This is a genomic window from Paenimyroides ceti, from assembly GCF_030409925.1.
This window is the reverse complement of the sequence record NZ_JAUFQU010000011.1, coordinates 1-15,633: the sequence shown is the minus strand read 5'-3', so window position 1 is coordinate 15,633 and position 15,633 is coordinate 1. Positions and strand designations below refer to the sequence as shown.

The window sequence follows — 15,633 nt, the reverse complement described above, 5'->3', positions numbered from 1 at the left end:
AATCCTCAATCAGATTATGATTGAGGATTCAAAAGAAAGGCAGCGACATACTCTCCCACATTAAAATGCAGTACCATCTGCGCTATCGGGCTTAACTACTCTGTTCGGAATGGAAAGAGGTGAGCCCCGATGCAATAACCACCTTAAATCGGTATGACTTGCGTCACTATAAGTTAACATATATGAAATTCAAAACAAAAGACTTTTATATTATAAAGCAACTCCCAGAGCACATAAGCTTACGGGCTATTAGTACTACTCGACTATGACATTACTGCCTTTACATCTGTAGCCTATCAACGTGGTCATCTTCCACGACCCTTTAAAGAAATCTCATCTTGTGGTGGGTTTCGCGCTTATATGCTTTCAGCGCTTATCCCTTCCAAACGTAGCTACTCTGCGATGCTCCTGGCGGAACAACAGATACACCAGCGGTTTGTCCAATTCGGTCCTCTCGTACTAGAATCAGATCCACTCAAATTTCTAACGCCCACAGTAGATAGAGACCGAACTGTCTCACGACGTTCTGAACCCAGCTCGCGTGCCACTTTAATGGGCGAACAGCCCAACCCTTGGGACCTTCTCCAGCCCCAGGATGTGACGAGCCGACATCGAGGTGCCAAACCCCCCCGTCGATATGAGCTCTTGGGGGAGATCAGCCTGTTATCCCCGGCGTACCTTTTATCCTTTGAGCGATGGCCCTTCCATACGGAACCACCGGATCACTATGCTCTACTTTCGTACCTGATCGACCTGTATGTCTCTCAGTCAAGCTCCCTTATACCATTGCACTCTACGCACGGTTACCAAGCGTGCTGAGGGAACCTTTAGAAGCCTCCGTTACTCTTTTGGAGGCGACCACCCCAGTCAAACTACCCACCAAGCAATGTCCTCAACAACGTCGAGTTAGATCTCAAATAAGCAAAGGGTGGTATTTCAACAATGACTCCACAACGCCTGGCGACGCCACTTCATAGTCTCCCACCTATCCTACACATCACTTATCCAAGAACAATACTAAGCTATAGTAAAGGTGCACAGGGTCTTTTCGTCCCACTGCGGGTAATCGGCATCTTCACCGATACTACAATTTCACCGAGCTCATGGCTGAGACAGTGTCCAGATCGTTACACCATTCGTGCAGGTCGGAACTTACCCGACAAGGAATTTCGCTACCTTAGGACCGTTATAGTTACGGCCGCCGTTTACTGGGGCTTCAATTCAATGCTTCTCCGAAGATAACATCTCCTCTTAACCTTCCAGCACCGGGCAGGTGTCAGGCCCTATACTTCATCTTACGATTTGGCAGAGCCCTGTGTTTTTGATAAACAGTCGCCTGGACCTTTTCACTGCGGCCAGCATTGCTGCTGGCGACCTTTCTCCCGAAGTTACAGGTCTATTTTGCCTAGTTCCTTAGCCATGAATCTCTCGAGCACCTGAGGATACTCTCCTCGACTACCTGTGTCGGTTTACGGTACGGGTTCTTATAATCTATGTTTAGAAGGTTTTCTTGGAAGCCCTTAGGTACACTATCTCTTTGCCCGAAGGCTCCGAGTACTATCGCATTTCACCAAGTCTGACGCATTTGACTATCAAACCTATAGTTAGGTGCTTCAACGAACTATTCCGTCAGTTCGCGGTACTTTCATCACTCCGTCGCTCCATCACAATTATAAGAAGTACGGGAATATTAACCCGTTGGCCATCGACGTCCCCCTTCGGGTGTGCCTTAGGTCCCGACTAACCCTCAGCTGATTAGCATAGCTGAGGAAACCTTAGTCTTACGGTGTGCGGGTTTCTCGCCCGCATTATCGTTACTTATGCCTACATTTTCTTTTCTAAACAGTCCAGCAATACTCACATATCACCTTCTACCCAGTTTAGAATGCTCCCCTACCACTGTATATAAATATACAATCCATAGCTTCGGTAGTATGCTTATGCCCGATTATTATCCATGCTCGTCCGCTCGACTAGTGAGCTGTTACGCACTCTTTAAATGAATGGCTGCTTCCAAGCCAACATCCTAGCTGTCTGTGCAGACAAACCGCGTTTTTTCAACTTAGCATACATTTGGGGACCTTAGCTGATGGTCTGGGTTCTTTCCCTCTCGGACATGGACCTTAGCACCCATGCCCTCACTGCTGATAAGCATTTATTAGCATTCGGAGTTTGTCAGGAATTGGTAGGAGGTGAATCCCCCGCATCCAATCAGTAGCTCTACCTCTAATAAACTCTATCAGCGCTGCACCTAAATGCATTTCGGGGAGTACGAGCTATTTCCGAGTTTGATTGGCCTTTCACCCCTACCCACAGGTCATCCGAAGACTTTTCAACGTCAACCGGTTCGGTCCTCCATTTAGTGTTACCCAAACTTCAACCTGCCCATGGGTAGATCACACGGTTTCGCGTCTACCATTACTGACTATAGCGCCCTATTAAGACTCGCTTTCGCTTCGAATCCACACCTGAAGTGCTTATCCTCGCCAGCAACGGTAACTCGTAGGCTCATTATGCAAAAGGCACGCCGTCACCCAACGAATGGGCTCCGACCGCTTGTAAGCGTATGGTTTCAGGATCTATTTCACTCCGTTATTCACGGTTCTTTTCACCTTTCCCTCACGGTACTGGTTCACTATCGGTCTCTCAGGAGTATTTAGCCTTAGCGGATGGTCCCGCCAGATTCAATCAAGGTTTCACGTGCCCCGACCTACTCAGGATACCACTATCTATTACATCGCTTACCTATACAGGACTATCACCTTCTTCGGTCAACCTTTCCAGGTTGTTCTAATTCGCTTTGCATAAAATATCGTGGTCCTACAACCCCAATATTGCCGAAACAACATTGGTTTGGGCTAATCCGCGTTCGCTCGCCACTACTTACGGAATCACTTTTGTTTTCTTCTCCTCCGCCTACTTAGATGTTTCAGTTCAGCGGGTTTGCCCTCCTATCGGAGTAATACATCTTCAATGTATTGGGTTGCCCCATTCGGATATCTGCGGATCAATTCTTGTGTGCAAATCCCCGCAGCTTTTCGCAGCTTATCACGTCCTTCTTCGCCTCTGAGAGCCTAGGCATCCCCCATACGCCCTTATTTTGCTTATTGTGCTCTATATCTAATACCTTTTCTTTCGAAAAAATATTAAATGTGCTTTATTTTTTAAATATTTTCTACTTTTGTTTGTTTTCCAATATGTCAATGAACGGTTTTTCTGAGCTAACAGAAATAGTGGAGAATATCGGAGTCGAACCGATGGCCTCCTGCGTGCAAGGCAGGCGCTCTAGCCAGCTGAGCTAATCCCCCATTATAATTTTGAACTTTTAAATTATGAATGTTGAATTTTGAATGAATGTGTAATTCATACTCATCTTCTAAAATTTCCTTTTTTTAAGTAAAATTGTAGTCCCGGGCAGACTCGAACTGCCGACCCCTACATTATCAGTGTAGTACTCTAACCAGCTGAGCTACGAGACTCTGTAATTTTTACTTCTTTTTTTTTTGAATTAACAGCGAGAGTAATGTTTTAACCATCTCTAGAAAGGAGGTGTTCCAGCCGCACCTTCCGGTACGGCTACCTTGTTACGACTTAGCCCCAGTTACCAGTTTTACCCTAGGCAGCTCCTTGCGGTCACCGACTTCAGGTACCCCCAGCTTCCATGGCTTGACGGGCGGTGTGTACAAGGCCCGGGAACGTATTCACCGGATCATGGCTGATATCCGATTACTAGCGATTCCAGCTTCACGGAGTCGAGTTGCAGACTCCGATCCGAACTGTGACCGGCTTTATAGATTCGCGCCCTATCGCTAGGTGGCTGCTCTCTGTACCGGCCATTGTAGCACGTGTGTGGCCCAGGACGTAAGGGCCGTGATGATTTGACGTCATCCCCACCTTCCTCTCAGTTTACACTGGCAGTCTTGCTAGAGTTCCCGACATTACTCGCTGGCAACTAACAACAGGGGTTGCGCTCGTTATAGGACTTAACCTGACACCTCACGGCACGAGCTGACGACAACCATGCAGCACCTTGTAATCTGTCTTGCGAAAGCTCTGTTTCCAAAGCGGTCAAACTACATTTAAGCCCTGGTAAGGTTCCTCGCGTATCATCGAATTAAACCACATGCTCCACCGCTTGTGCGGGCCCCCGTCAATTCCTTTGAGTTTCAAACTTGCGTTCGTACTCCCCAGGTGGGATACTTATCACTTTCGCTTAGTCACTCAACCTTACGGCCAAACAACTAGTATCCATCGTTTACGGCGTGGACTACCAGGGTATCTAATCCTGTTCGCTACCCACGCTTTCGTCCATCAGCGTCAATTAACTCATAGTAACCTGCCTTCGCAATTGGTATTCCATGTAATATCTAAGCATTTCACCGCTACACTACATATTCTAGTTACTTCCAAGTAATTCAAGTCTAACAGTATCAATGGCAATTTTTTAGTTAAGCTAAAAACTTTCACCACTGACTTATAAGACCGCCTACGGACCCTTTAAACCCAATGATTCCGGATAACGCTTGGATCCTCCGTATTACCGCGGCTGCTGGCACGGAGTTAGCCGATCCTTATTCTTACGGTACCGTCAGTTAGTTACACGTAACTCGTTTTCTTCCCGTATAAAAGCAGCTTACAATCCATAGGACCGTCATCCTGCACGCGGCATGGCTGGTTCAGAGTTGCCTCCATTGACCAATATTCCTCACTGCTGCCTCCCGTAGGAGTCTGGTCCGTGTCTCAGTACCAGTGTGGGGGATCTCCCTCTCAGGACCCCTACCCATCATCGTCTTGGTATGCCGTTACCACACCAACTAACTAATGGGACGCATGCTCATCTTGTACCGTTGGAACTTTAATATCTAAATGATGCCATTCAAATATACTATGAGGTATTAATCCAAATTTCTCTGGGCTATCCCTCTGTACAAGGTAGATTGCATACGCGTTACGCACCCGTGCGCCGGTCTCAAAGTCCGAAGACTTCTACCCCTCGACTTGCATGTGTTAGGCCTGCCGCTAGCGTTCATCCTGAGCCAGGATCAAACTCTTCATCGTATAATTTTTAATATTTTTTGATGTTGCGTTAAAACAATTCTTGCGAATTCCTTACTCTCTTTTTATGCTGTAAATCCAATATGTCTATGAACGTGTCTTCTCTTGTTGCGCTTGTTTTTCTAAGCGAGTGCGAAAATAGAAACTCTTTTTCTTTTCACCAAACTTTTTCTAAAGTTTTTTTTTAAAAAAAAATATTCGGTAACTTTCTAAGAACTTTCTCAATCCCTATCTATTTGATTGGGGTTGCAAAGCTACAACCTTTTTTTATTTCTAACAAAATTTATTTCTGTTATTTTTTTTAAGGCTTACTTATATTTAAAGAACTTCTTGCGGATTGCGAGGGCAAATATACTACCCTTTTTTTATCCTTTCCTAATTTTTTTAAAACCTTTTTTAAACTTTATTTTAATATGCTGGTAACCTTAATTTTACAACATCCTTTTTTTTCTTTCACAATACTCAAACCCTCAAAAAAAACAGCATTCCCTTTTTTAAACCCAACTCTTTTCAAACAAAAAAAGCTTAAAACCACTTTTTGAAATCCAAAAGTTCAATAAATAAATCTGAAGCCATCCGTTTTTTAGCTTAAAAATCCATAATAAAGCAGCTTTTATTTTTTTACCTCTTATTATATATACGTGTCCGCAAAGAATATTATTATACAATATAAACCATACAAACCAAAAACAGCACACTATATAGTATGCTGTTTTTGGTTTTCTTGCCAGTTCCAGGCACTGGATAAAGCTTCTTCTAAAGTGCGGGTTGCTTTCCATCCTAAAGTTTCATTTACTTTAGTAGTATCAGCATAAGCAATAGTTGTGTCTCCTTCGCGTCTTGGTGCGTATTTATAATTGAGTTTTTGTCCGGTTATTTTTTCAAATGTTTGAATTATTTCTAAAACCGAAGTTCCCTTTCCAGTTCCCACATTGAAAATTTCTACTTTCTGAGAAGAGTTTTCATTTATAAGCCTCTCTAAGGCAACAACATGTGCTTCGGCTAAATCCATAACATGGATATAATCTCTGATACAAGTTCCATCAGATGTTGGATAATCATTACCGAAGACAGATAATTCTTTACGTATTCCAACTGCAGTTTGCGTTATGAAAGGTATAAGGTTTTGTGGCACACCTAAAGGCAGCTCCCCTATTTCTCCTGAAGGATGTGCTCCAACAGGATTGAAGTATCGCAATAAGATTGCCTGTAAATCTGTAACCATGGTTGTTTCATTGATGATGTCTTCTGCTATTATCTTGGTATTACCATAAGGTGAGGTTGCTTTTTGTCTTGGAGCATCTTCTGTTATAGGCATTTTTTCTGCCTGCCCGTAAACAGTACAAGAGGAACTAAAGATAAACTTTATATTCTTTTTCGAACTGATGTTTTGCAGTATATATATTAATGACGTAAGATTATTATCATAGTACATCAATGGATTCTGAACACTTTCTCCTACTGCTTTTGAAGCCGCAAAGTGTATTACACCTTTTATTTCAGTATATTTCTTGAAAAAATCCCTTACCGCATTTTTATCTTTTAAATCTATTTGTTCAAAAGGAATGTTAACCTCTCCTACTATATTCTTTATTCTTTGTAGTACTTCAATATTTGAGTTAGATAAATTGTCTATTATGACAGGCTCATATCCCTTTTCTATTAATTCAACTACGGTATGCGAACCGATAAATCCTAATCCGCCTGTAACGAGTATTTGCATAGTGATGATTTTTGAGGGCTAAATTATTATAAATAAATGAAAAAATTTGCTTATAAATGCTTTGACATGAGAATTGTTAAGAACTTTCTGTTTATAATTCTATAAAACAATAAAAAAGCCACTTGTTTAAAGTGGCCGTTTATTTATTTTGCAAAAAAGTTTTTTATGACTCCAGCAATTCTATTCTGATCTTCTGTTGTGAGGTTAGACCCCGAAGGTAAACACAATCCTTTATCAAAAAGATTTTCAGCCACTTTATTTCCATAATAAGGACTGTCTTTAAAAACGGGTTGCAAATGCATCGGTTTCCATAACGGACGAGATTCAATATTATGATCCAATAGTGCCAAACGTAAATCTTCTCTGTTTTTGCCTGTTATTTTTTCGTCTATAAGTATAGCACTTAACCAATGGTTGGAAAAATAGTCATCAGAAGGTTCTTTAAAAACTGTAACCCCTTCAATGTCTGCAAAAATGTGCTGATAAAAACTATTCATTGCGCGTCTGGATTGAATTCTACTATCCAAAACTTCCATCTGTCCGCGTCCTATTCCCGCTACAATATTACTCATGCGATAATTGTAACCTATATGTGTATGTTGGTAATGAGGTGCATTATCTCTTGCCTGAGTAGATAAAAAGACCGCTTTTTGTTTATCTTCCTCTGTATGACAAACCAGAGCTCCTCCTCCGGAAGTGGTGATAATTTTGTTTCCATTGAATGAAAGTATTCCAAATTTCCCAAAAGTACCACAATTTTTACCTTTATAAGTAGATCCTAATGCTTCTGCGGCATCTTCTATTATAGCGATGTCATATTTTTTAGCAATTGCAATAATTTCATCCATTTTTGCAGGCATACCATATAAGTGGACAACAATAATTGCTTTAGGCTTTTTACCATTTGTCATTCTATCCGTGATTGCTTCTTCAAGTGCTATCGGGCATATATTCCAGGTATCTGATTCAGAATCTACAAATACGGGTATTGCTCCCTGATAAGTTATCGGATTTGCAGATGCAGAAAAGGTCATTGACTGACAAATTACTTCGTCTCCCGCTACAACACCACATTCAATTAGAGCTAAATGTAAAGCTGCAGTACCTGAGGAAAGCGCAGCTACTTTAATGTTTTGTTTTAAATATTTTTCCAGATCTGATTCAAACCCATTAACATTCGGTCCTAACGGTGCAACCCAATTGGCATCAAATGCTTCATGTATATATTTTAATTCATTCCCTCCCATATGCGGAGAGGATAACCATATTTTGTCGTCCATAATTATTGTTTATTGTATAACGGAAAAAAAGAAGTATCATCTAAACTTAACTGATCTTCATTTTCTTTTTTATTATTTACTTCTTCAACAAAGCTTAAATATAAATCTTTATTAATAATTTTTCTACCTGTCACATATTCAACAACATCATTAGGAAAAAAAGCTTTTTTATATTTAAATATTCCGTCTTCATAACCGTATCCTCCGCCTAAAACGTAATTTTTAAACTGCATCTTTCTTGCCCAATTAATTACTTCAAATTTAAGAAAATCATTCGGTCGTTTATCAAAATATTCACTTAATGTTCCTCCTAAAAATGAAAACACTGAATTATCTGAAATCAATAATAACTCTGTAGATACCGGTTTATTATTGTCATATATTGTACAGATTGCACACACGTCTAAGTTATTTATTATAAATTCATTAAATGAGTTCAAACTATAAAAGAAAAATTCTTTTGCATTTGTTCTTTCCATTGTATCTATATAAATATCATAGAATTCATTAATGTATATCTGTTCTATAATACCATAATGAATTTTTGCTATTAAATTTTCCCGTTGTGCTCTTTTAACGTTTTTACGAACTTTTGCATCGAAATCATTCCATTGTTGTTCTTCTGGCTGAATTTGTCCTTTTATATTCAGCATTGTTTTATGTAAAATACCATCATAACCTTTTGAATTATTAAAAAGATTAAAACGTATAAATTCTGAAACCACATTATTATTGAGTTGCCACTTTTGAACTTCATTCCAAAAGATTAATAAAGTGTCTTGATTTACATTATTTGAATAAAAAGGACCTGTATAACCATAAGGTGTACTAAAATCGAAGTTCACTTTTAAAGAATCATAAATTTTAATTTTTTTAAGGTATCCCGGCATTAAAATAATCTTCGTTTCGGATTGAAAGTAAAAACAAATCAAATTATCTAAACCTCCACAAAAAACATTAAAATATTCTAAGCGGTTATACGCACTTTGAAAAGTATTATGAGCTATGACTGACTTATAAAAATCCTGATCTTCTTTAGAATTAAAGTTTAATATTTTAAGCATTTAAAACGATCTTTAATTTAACAATAAGATTATCTAAATCCTTGATATCAATATCCTGGTGTACAGGAAAATTGATTATATGTTTGGAAGTAAAAATTGCCGCCTCAGATGTTGAATCTTTTAGTTCTTCTATCATTGTATGATACAAACTAACCATACCGATTTCTAAATCATTCATTTCTTTGTATAGTTTATTTCTATCAAAATTATGAAGTATGACAGGTAATGTTTGAGGACAAATACCATTTTCTATATTTGGATATATAATCTCAATATCCGTGATTTTTTTTAATTCCTCAACTAGGTAATCATAATTTTCTCTTCGTTTATTATAGATAGTGAATAAATCATATCCCAAATTAAAATGGGGCTGAAGTATTTCTGATTTATTATCTTTATTTGGCACATTATCAACCATAATCCCCCCCCCGCTAACAGGCAACATCTTGTGTAGAGAATAGAAAGCAAATCGTCCGTTTCTACCACATATACCGCCAATGAGATCTGTTAACCATGAATGGGCACAATCCTCTATATATAAAATGTTATTTTGATCTAACCAATTTATAATTTCCTGATACTGAACATCTGGAAATCCAAAATAATGCACTAATAAAACAATACAGTCTTTTGTATCCTTTATTTTATTCTTAAAATGGTTAAAATCAATTTTTAAATTTCTATCTAAATTATAAAAGTCGAAATCCAAGGAAGAGTTTTTAACAGAATCGAATATACCACTCCCTTCGTTTGGAGACCAACCGATATAAGCTGGCAACAATACTTTATATTGAGGATTTTCTTTTTTAAGGATATCCAATATAGTACTCCAGGCCTCACGAGCTGAATTGGTGTACTTCCACTCTCTTTGAGCAATATTTTTTTTTGTAGCAATTTTTGTTATTCCCATTTTATTGTAGTGTTAATTTCATTCTTTGAATTTCATCTATATACTTATATTTCTCAAGGTTGTTCTCCTGCCCTTTGTAATATATCTTTTTAAAATTGTAATCCTTAAAAAAAGATTTGACCGCCACCAGTATTTCTTCTGAAATTTTATCTTCTCTTATGATTATATTTTCATCTATAATTCCAAGTGTAAAAGACTGTTCACCAGCAGATATTTGAAGAAAGGAAAAACCAAATTTCGCATATAGACAATTGAATTGTGATAAATTGAGAATCATTATATCTGGATTATATTTTGATGTTTCTTCCATATTTCGCTCATAAAAACAGCTTGATTCCTCTTTTACAAATCCCATATTTTCATACCATTTTCGGGCAACTTCATTAGACTGGAATACATCCAATTGTATATTGCTATACACTTGTTCTCGGAAATACTTCTCAGAATAACTGAATATTTTTTTGGCAATACCGAGTCCTTTATAAGTATTATCTGTAGCGATCATATTAAGAAAAGCAGTGGAGGTTTGCGGAAACATTTTAAATTCTGCAAAACCGACTATTTTGTTGTCCTTTTTTGCAGCAAAATATTTATATGGTGAATATGGATTATTTAATTCTGTATAGATAAAATTTGCTATGCCTTTACATCTATATATAGAGCTTGTTAAGTATGCTTTATCAAAAGAACTCCTTACCAGATCAATTATGCAACCGATATCATCAACAACTGCAACATCTATTTTAATTTCTTCTTTCATCATCTAAATTTTGCATTATCGATTCAGGATCAATAACTATATTTTCTGATTTTATAACTTTTAAAATTGTCTTATATACAATTTTCATATCTAAAGCAAAACTAATGTTTTTGACATATACGACATCTAAAGCCAACCGATCATCCCATTTTGCTGTATTTCTGCCGTTTACCTGAGCCCATCCTGTAATTCCGGGTCGAACAGAATGTCTAATACGTTCATCTTCTCTGTAAAAAGGCAGATATCTTATCAATAATGGTCTTGGACCAATCAGACTCATATCTCCCAATACAACATTGATTAACTGAGGCAACTCATCTAAGGATGTTTTTCTTACAAAACTACCAACCTTGGTTAAACGTTTAGCGTCTGGCAATAGGTTTCCTTTTTCATCCTTTTTATCATTCATCGTTTTGAATTTTATTATTCGAAACAATTTTTCATGTTTACCGGGTCTGTCCTGAAAAAAAAACGGTTTTCCCTGATTTGCAATAAATAAAGATATCAAAACAAGGAAGAAAACAGGAGAAGCTAATAGTAAAACACCTGCTGAAACGATAATATCCAATACTCTTTTAAAAAAATGTTTATACATGGTTCTTTATTATTTTTAAATAAGTTTCTTTTGCATTTTTCCATACAGTATCCTGACTATATCTATCATGAACTCTATCTCTGGCATTCTCTTTCATCATTTTTATTTGCTGTTTATTCTCAACTACATATTTCATCTTTTCAAATAAATCTTTTACATCCTTCCTTTTTATCAAAAATCCGGTTTTATTATCAATTATTACCTCATTACATCCTGCAATATCTGTTGTAATAGATGGTATTTTCATTGCTCCTGCTTCGATAAGTACAATTCCGAATCCTTCTCTATAACTCGGTAATACAAAAACATCCATCGCTTTAAAGAAAGGACGAACATCTTTTTGAGGTCCTACATACAGAATATTCGGATTTTTATAAAGGGTATCTATGATTTCTTTCGATAATGTCATATTTTCTTCAAAAGCTCCCACTATAAGCAATTTTATATTTTTAGAAGTTTTTGAAAGTTTTTGAAAAGCTAAAATCAGTTCCTCTAATCCTTTATCTTTTACCAATCTGCCTACAAATCCAAATACAAAATCGCTTGGTTTTAATTTATCGTCCTTAATCTCTATTACTTTATCCGGATTAAAATAAGAAGTATCAATTCCGTTAATACTTCCATTTCCAATAATAATAATATTTTTTGATGTTATATTATCAGATATTAAGGTTTCTTTTATACCATTACTGACAGCTATAACTTCTGTTGCAAACCAACATGTCATCCGCTCCATAAGCATCAATAAGATTTTCTTTTTTCCAAGAATACTCTGATACCTTAAGCCATGCACATAGTATACTCTTGCAGGGACACGCGAAAACCAAGCTGCCATTATTGCTAATAATGAAGCCTTGGGAGTATTTGCATGGACCAATTTAGGTTTTTCTTTGAGAAATAAAACAAGGAGCTTAAAGAAACTTTTTAAATCTTTTAAAAGAGAAATTTCTCTCTCCATTTTTATCGGAAATTTACTCACATCATATTCCTGGCCCATTTCTTCGAGGTGAACTCCAGGGCTTGATACCAAGCTAACGGTAAAATCTTTTTTCAGAACATTTAACTGTCCTTTAAAAAAAGGCAGTGAGTCTGAAACAGTTGTAATTATAAAGAATTTAGGTTTCATTTATTTCGTAGAAATGTTTTTAATTTTCTTGGTGCTCTTATAAATTTCTAAAAAATTAGTATTTATAGTATTGTTTGAGATACGAACATTTCTAATAGAATAATCCCTTTCAGGTTCAAAATAGATTGGCGTATTTTTACTCTTTAAAATATTATCATCAATGTCCAAGCCATCAATATCTGATACAAAAAATAAAGAACTCCATTTCAAGGATTCAAAATCATTAGAAAAAATAGAAACATTTTTTACTTCTCTACCAAGTATTATATTCGAATAAAAATTTTTAGATACAAGACTTTTATTTTTCAGTACTTTTAGCCCATCGATATAACTTCCATTAACAACAACACTTTCGGTACCTTTGGTATATACCTGATTTGATTCGATGGTTATCTTCTTATTTCCTTTTGTTCCAGAAATTCTTACAAAACCTACAGCATCTATTTTGTTGTTTTTTATTTCTACATTTTTTATAGGGCCATATGCCGCCTCTAAATTAATACCAAAGGAATCTTTTTCGAAACCACATTGGATAATGTTATTGCTGACCTTTATACCATTTACACCATCAAGCATTCCTAACATAGAAATTGAATATAAGGTTTTCGTAGATTTAATTGTATTTCCTGTAATTTCAACATCTCGTATTACTTGTCCATCCTCCTCCCAAAGATCCATTTCTAAATCTACAGGAGCCACATGATCATTGAATTTGTAAATGGTATTGTTCATTATTTTAACGTTTCTACCTGATATCAAGGCAATATTACATCGATAAGGATGAGACAATATATTGTCTTCTATAAGAATATTCTCATTTACTAATGAAACGCTCTTTTCAAAACCGGAATTATACCAATATACAAGAATATTATCTCCTAAATTATTTTTTATAATATTCTTTCTTATTGTTATATTTTTTGAACCAGCAATATAAATTCCAGCTTCAAATTCTGAACCCTTACTCATATTGTTCCAGCCTCCGTCTAATGTCAGGCCTTCAATGACTAAAGGTGTATCTGACTGATAATTTCCAATATGAAATAAGGAATATTTTCCATATGTATATTTATCAGGTATGACAAACTCATTTACACAATCAGTCATTTTAATAACAGGATTACCTTCTCCTTTTATAGAGTTATATAAACGAATTCTTGCAGAAATAAGATACTCTTTACCTGTATTTTTTACTAATAAAGGTTTTTTTAAATCAGCCGCTTTTTGAAAAGCTTGTGTATCGTCTGTTTTGCCATCACCTACTGCGCCATAATTTCTGACATCAACATATTCTTCATTTTTTGAGTTCTGTCCTTTACAACATAGCATCACAGGAAAATTGATGATCAGTATTAATAAATAAAAAAGTTTATTACTCATTTTTTTACCGATTTAAAAAATAATTTCCTTCTGTTTTCTAATGTTGAAAAATCGAATTCCGAAGCTCGCTGTATGCTGTATTCTGAATATTTTGAATAGGCTGCTTCTGAACTCATTACGAGCTCTATTTTGTCTGACAAATCATCTTCATTTTCAACTTGAACTAATAAATCAGCATGTATTAGTTCCGGTATTCCACCGACATTACTGCCAATACAAGGCACAGCACGAGCCATTGCTTCAACAATTGCTCTTGGTAATCCTTCTGTACGGGAAACCAATAAAAAAACATCCGACTTATCTAAATAATCTATTACTTCTTTACCTGAAACAGAACCGAGAAAATTTACATTTGAATCAATTTGAAAACTTTCTGCCAAAGAGATCATTTCTTCTCTGAACTTCCCATGTCCCAACCACGTTAATTGAACATCCTTTCCTTCTTTTATTAATTTGCTGACGGCTTTTAATACAATGTCAGGAGCTTTATACATTTGCTCTAAAGATCCTATACAAAGTAATTTAATGGTTTTATTTTGAGGATATTTTTTTACTGAATTAATACGATTTTCTATAAATACATCTGAAGCAAATGTGCTGAATGCTTTATCATTTGCCGGATATCTTTTCTGTAGTGTATGTTTTGTAACATATATCACCGATTGTGCATTGTATACCGCTTCCTTTTGAAATTTTGTAAATAAGTATCTGAGTATAGGTCGAAGGGGTGCTTAATAACTCCTTTTGCGAAAACATCATAAGGATCACCAATTATTTCTATACCGTAAGCCATTTTTCTTTTTATACAAAATTTTGCTACATGATAGCCTAACATGCGATGTTTCCTGTAAATGATCGTCTACAATATTTGCCAGATGATAAGTAGGCATACCATCTGATTTAAACAATCTTTATCATCCAGCAGAGAGGTGTTGAATTTTACTTCGCCTCTGATGATATCATTTACAATCAGGGTTTCATCTACCGGGTTTTGAAACGAATCACATACGGATCTTCATTAAACAAACGCGCTTCTAACTCATCATGCTCCATATTCAGGGATGTTTTGAGTGTTTCGCGAATACTGTGATTATAAATAAAGGTAGTTCCGTTGGCTTCTGCTTCTTTTCTCAAAGCCTCAAGGTCATCCGGAGTGTCAAAAGCATAATAGGCTTTTCCCTCATGTATAAGTTGCAAAGCATATTCTTTGTACAGATGCTTGCGGTCACTCTGACGGTAAGGTCCGAATTTTTCGTTTTTACCAATGGTTTCATCAGGTTCTATTCCTAACCATTTAAGTGCTTCAAAAATATATGATTCTGCACCAGGTACAAATCGGGTCTGATCTGTATCTTCTATACGAACATAAAAAATACCATTATTTTTTTTAGCAAATAAATAATTAAACAGAGCAGTGCGAACCCCTCCTATGTGTAACGGGCCAGTGGGACTTGGCGCGAAACGAACGCGTACTTTTTGAGCCATAAGTTATATTTTGGTACAAAGATATAATTTTGGCGATGTCTTTTATGCTCTTTTGTCTATAAATGTTATCGGTTTTCGGCTGACCGGATTAAAAATAATCTTTTGTAAATCTTCTGCTAATTCAAATTGAATCTGAGGTGTGACTCTGAGTTTGGCGCGAAAAGCATCTTTTAATTTCTGTAAAAATGCTACAGAAGCATCTGCTGTATGAATGCGAATCAGAATCTCATCTGTTCCGATGCTATTGGTAGAAAT

At 36.5% G+C, this 15,633-nt stretch carries 11 protein-coding genes, 2 tRNA genes, 3 rRNA genes and 2 pseudogenes; 1 reads left to right on the top strand and 17 read right to left on the bottom strand.

The genetic code is table 11. From position 1 onward, the window contains the following. Positions 1–34: 34 nt before the first annotated feature. The 11 genes from rrf to QW060_RS18280 all read right to left on the bottom strand — a co-directional run bounded on the left by rrf (position 35) and on the right by QW060_RS18280 (position 10,660). A 5S ribosomal RNA gene (gene rrf / locus QW060_RS18330) occupies positions 35–146 on the bottom strand. A gap of 82 nt (positions 147–228) precedes the next feature. Continuing rightward, a 23S ribosomal RNA gene (locus QW060_RS18325) occupies positions 229–3,110 on the bottom strand. Positions 3,111–3,234: 124 nt separating this feature from the next. Beyond that, a tRNA-Ala gene (locus QW060_RS18320) sits at positions 3,235–3,308 on the bottom strand. 97 nt (positions 3,309–3,405) lie between these two features. Further along, a tRNA-Ile gene (locus QW060_RS18315) sits at positions 3,406–3,479 on the bottom strand. Positions 3,480–3,542: 63 nt separating this feature from the next. Beyond that, positions 3,543–5,058, bottom strand: a 16S ribosomal RNA gene (locus QW060_RS18310). Together the 16S, 23S and 5S rRNA genes with 2 tRNA genes alongside form the textbook arrangement of a ribosomal RNA operon. A gap of 491 nt (positions 5,059–5,549) precedes the next feature. Next, on the bottom strand, positions 5,550–5,753 hold the full coding sequence (locus tag QW060_RS18305; protein ID WP_290363715.1) for a hypothetical protein: 204 nt from the start codon (positions 5,751–5,753) through the stop codon (positions 5,550–5,552). Further along, positions 5,753–6,778: a UDP-glucose 4-epimerase GalE gene (gene galE / locus QW060_RS18300; RefSeq protein WP_290363716.1), complete on the bottom strand. Its 1,026-nt coding sequence runs from the start codon at positions 6,776–6,778 to the stop codon at positions 5,753–5,755. The genes QW060_RS18305 and galE overlap by 1 nt, the downstream gene beginning before the upstream one ends. A 143-nt stretch (positions 6,779–6,921) precedes the next feature. After that, positions 6,922–8,058 carry a DegT/DnrJ/EryC1/StrS family aminotransferase gene (locus QW060_RS18295; protein ID WP_290363717.1) on the bottom strand — a complete coding sequence of 379 codons (1,137 nt, stop codon included), beginning with the start codon at positions 8,056–8,058 and terminating at the stop codon, positions 6,922–6,924. Positions 8,059–8,060: 2 nt separating this feature from the next. After that, the gene (locus QW060_RS18290) at positions 8,061–9,122 is read right to left on the bottom strand and encodes a GNAT family N-acetyltransferase (protein WP_290363718.1); all 1,062 of its coding nucleotides are present in this window, start codon (positions 9,120–9,122) and stop codon (positions 8,061–8,063) included. Next, positions 9,115–10,032 carry a DegT/DnrJ/EryC1/StrS family aminotransferase gene (locus QW060_RS18285; RefSeq protein WP_290364903.1) on the bottom strand — a complete coding sequence of 306 codons (918 nt, stop codon included), beginning with the start codon at positions 10,030–10,032 and terminating at the stop codon, positions 9,115–9,117. The genes QW060_RS18290 and QW060_RS18285 overlap by 8 nt, the downstream gene beginning before the upstream one ends. Position 10,033: 1 nt before the next feature. After that, positions 10,034–10,660: a GNAT family N-acetyltransferase gene (locus QW060_RS18280; protein ID WP_290364905.1), complete on the bottom strand. Its 627-nt coding sequence runs from the start codon at positions 10,658–10,660 to the stop codon at positions 10,034–10,036. A gap of 10 nt (positions 10,661–10,670) precedes the next feature. On the opposite strand from QW060_RS18280, the gene QW060_RS18275 reads away from it, so the two are divergent. Further along, the gene (locus tag QW060_RS18275) at positions 10,671–10,799 is read left to right on the top strand and encodes a hypothetical protein (RefSeq protein ID WP_290364800.1); all 129 of its coding nucleotides are present in this window, start codon (positions 10,671–10,673) and stop codon (positions 10,797–10,799) included. On the opposite strand, the gene QW060_RS18270 is transcribed toward QW060_RS18275, so the two are convergent. The 6 genes and pseudogenes from QW060_RS18270 to QW060_RS18245 form a co-directional block, all read right to left on the bottom strand. Next, positions 10,776–11,387: a sugar transferase gene (locus tag QW060_RS18270; RefSeq protein WP_290363721.1), complete on the bottom strand. Its 612-nt coding sequence runs from the start codon at positions 11,385–11,387 to the stop codon at positions 10,776–10,778. The genes QW060_RS18275 and QW060_RS18270 overlap by 24 nt on opposite strands. Beyond that, positions 11,380–12,513: a glycosyltransferase family 4 protein gene (locus QW060_RS18265; RefSeq protein WP_290363722.1), complete on the bottom strand. Its 1,134-nt coding sequence runs from the start codon at positions 12,511–12,513 to the stop codon at positions 11,380–11,382. Before QW060_RS18265 ends, QW060_RS18270 begins: the two co-directional genes overlap by 8 nt. Beyond that, the gene (locus QW060_RS18260; protein WP_290363723.1) at positions 12,514–13,893 is read right to left on the bottom strand and encodes a right-handed parallel beta-helix repeat-containing protein; all 1,380 of its coding nucleotides are present in this window, start codon (positions 13,891–13,893) and stop codon (positions 12,514–12,516) included. Beyond that, positions 13,890–14,552, bottom strand: coding sequence for a glycosyltransferase family 4 protein (locus QW060_RS18255; protein ID WP_290364902.1), 663 nt, complete (start codon positions 14,550–14,552; stop codon positions 13,890–13,892). The genes QW060_RS18260 and QW060_RS18255 overlap by 4 nt, the downstream gene beginning before the upstream one ends. Positions 14,553–14,723: 171 nt before the next feature. Continuing rightward, positions 14,724–15,378: pseudogene (locus QW060_RS18250) on the bottom strand (glutamate--tRNA ligase); the annotation flags it as partial. 42 nt (positions 15,379–15,420) lie between these two features. Further along, positions 15,421–15,633: pseudogene (locus QW060_RS18245) on the bottom strand (phenylacetate--CoA ligase family protein); the annotation flags it as partial.

What these genes read in the sequence shown, in the direction of transcription:
- galE (WP_290363716.1), bottom strand. Translation starts at nt 6,778, where the DNA reads ATGCAAATACTCGTTACAGGCGGATTAGGATTTATCGGTTCGCATACC.
- QW060_RS18295 (WP_290363717.1), bottom strand. Translation starts at nt 8,058, where the DNA reads ATGGACGACAAAATATGGTTATCCTCTCCGCATATGGGAGGGAATGAA.
- QW060_RS18290 (WP_290363718.1), bottom strand. Translation starts at nt 9,122, where the DNA reads ATGCTTAAAATATTAAACTTTAATTCTAAAGAAGATCAGGATTTTTAT.
- QW060_RS18285 (WP_290364903.1), bottom strand. Translation starts at nt 10,032, where the DNA reads ATGGGAATAACAAAAATTGCTACAAAAAAAAATATTGCTCAAAGAGAG.
- QW060_RS18275 (WP_290364800.1), top strand. Translation starts at nt 10,671, where the DNA reads ATGCCTTTACATCTATATATAGAGCTTGTTAAGTATGCTTTATCAAAA.
- QW060_RS18270 (WP_290363721.1), bottom strand. Translation starts at nt 11,387, where the DNA reads ATGTATAAACATTTTTTTAAAAGAGTATTGGATATTATCGTTTCAGCA.
- QW060_RS18265 (WP_290363722.1), bottom strand. Translation starts at nt 12,513, where the DNA reads ATGAAACCTAAATTCTTTATAATTACAACTGTTTCAGACTCACTGCCT.
- QW060_RS18260 (WP_290363723.1), bottom strand. Translation starts at nt 13,893, where the DNA reads ATGAGTAATAAACTTTTTTATTTATTAATACTGATCATCAATTTTCCT.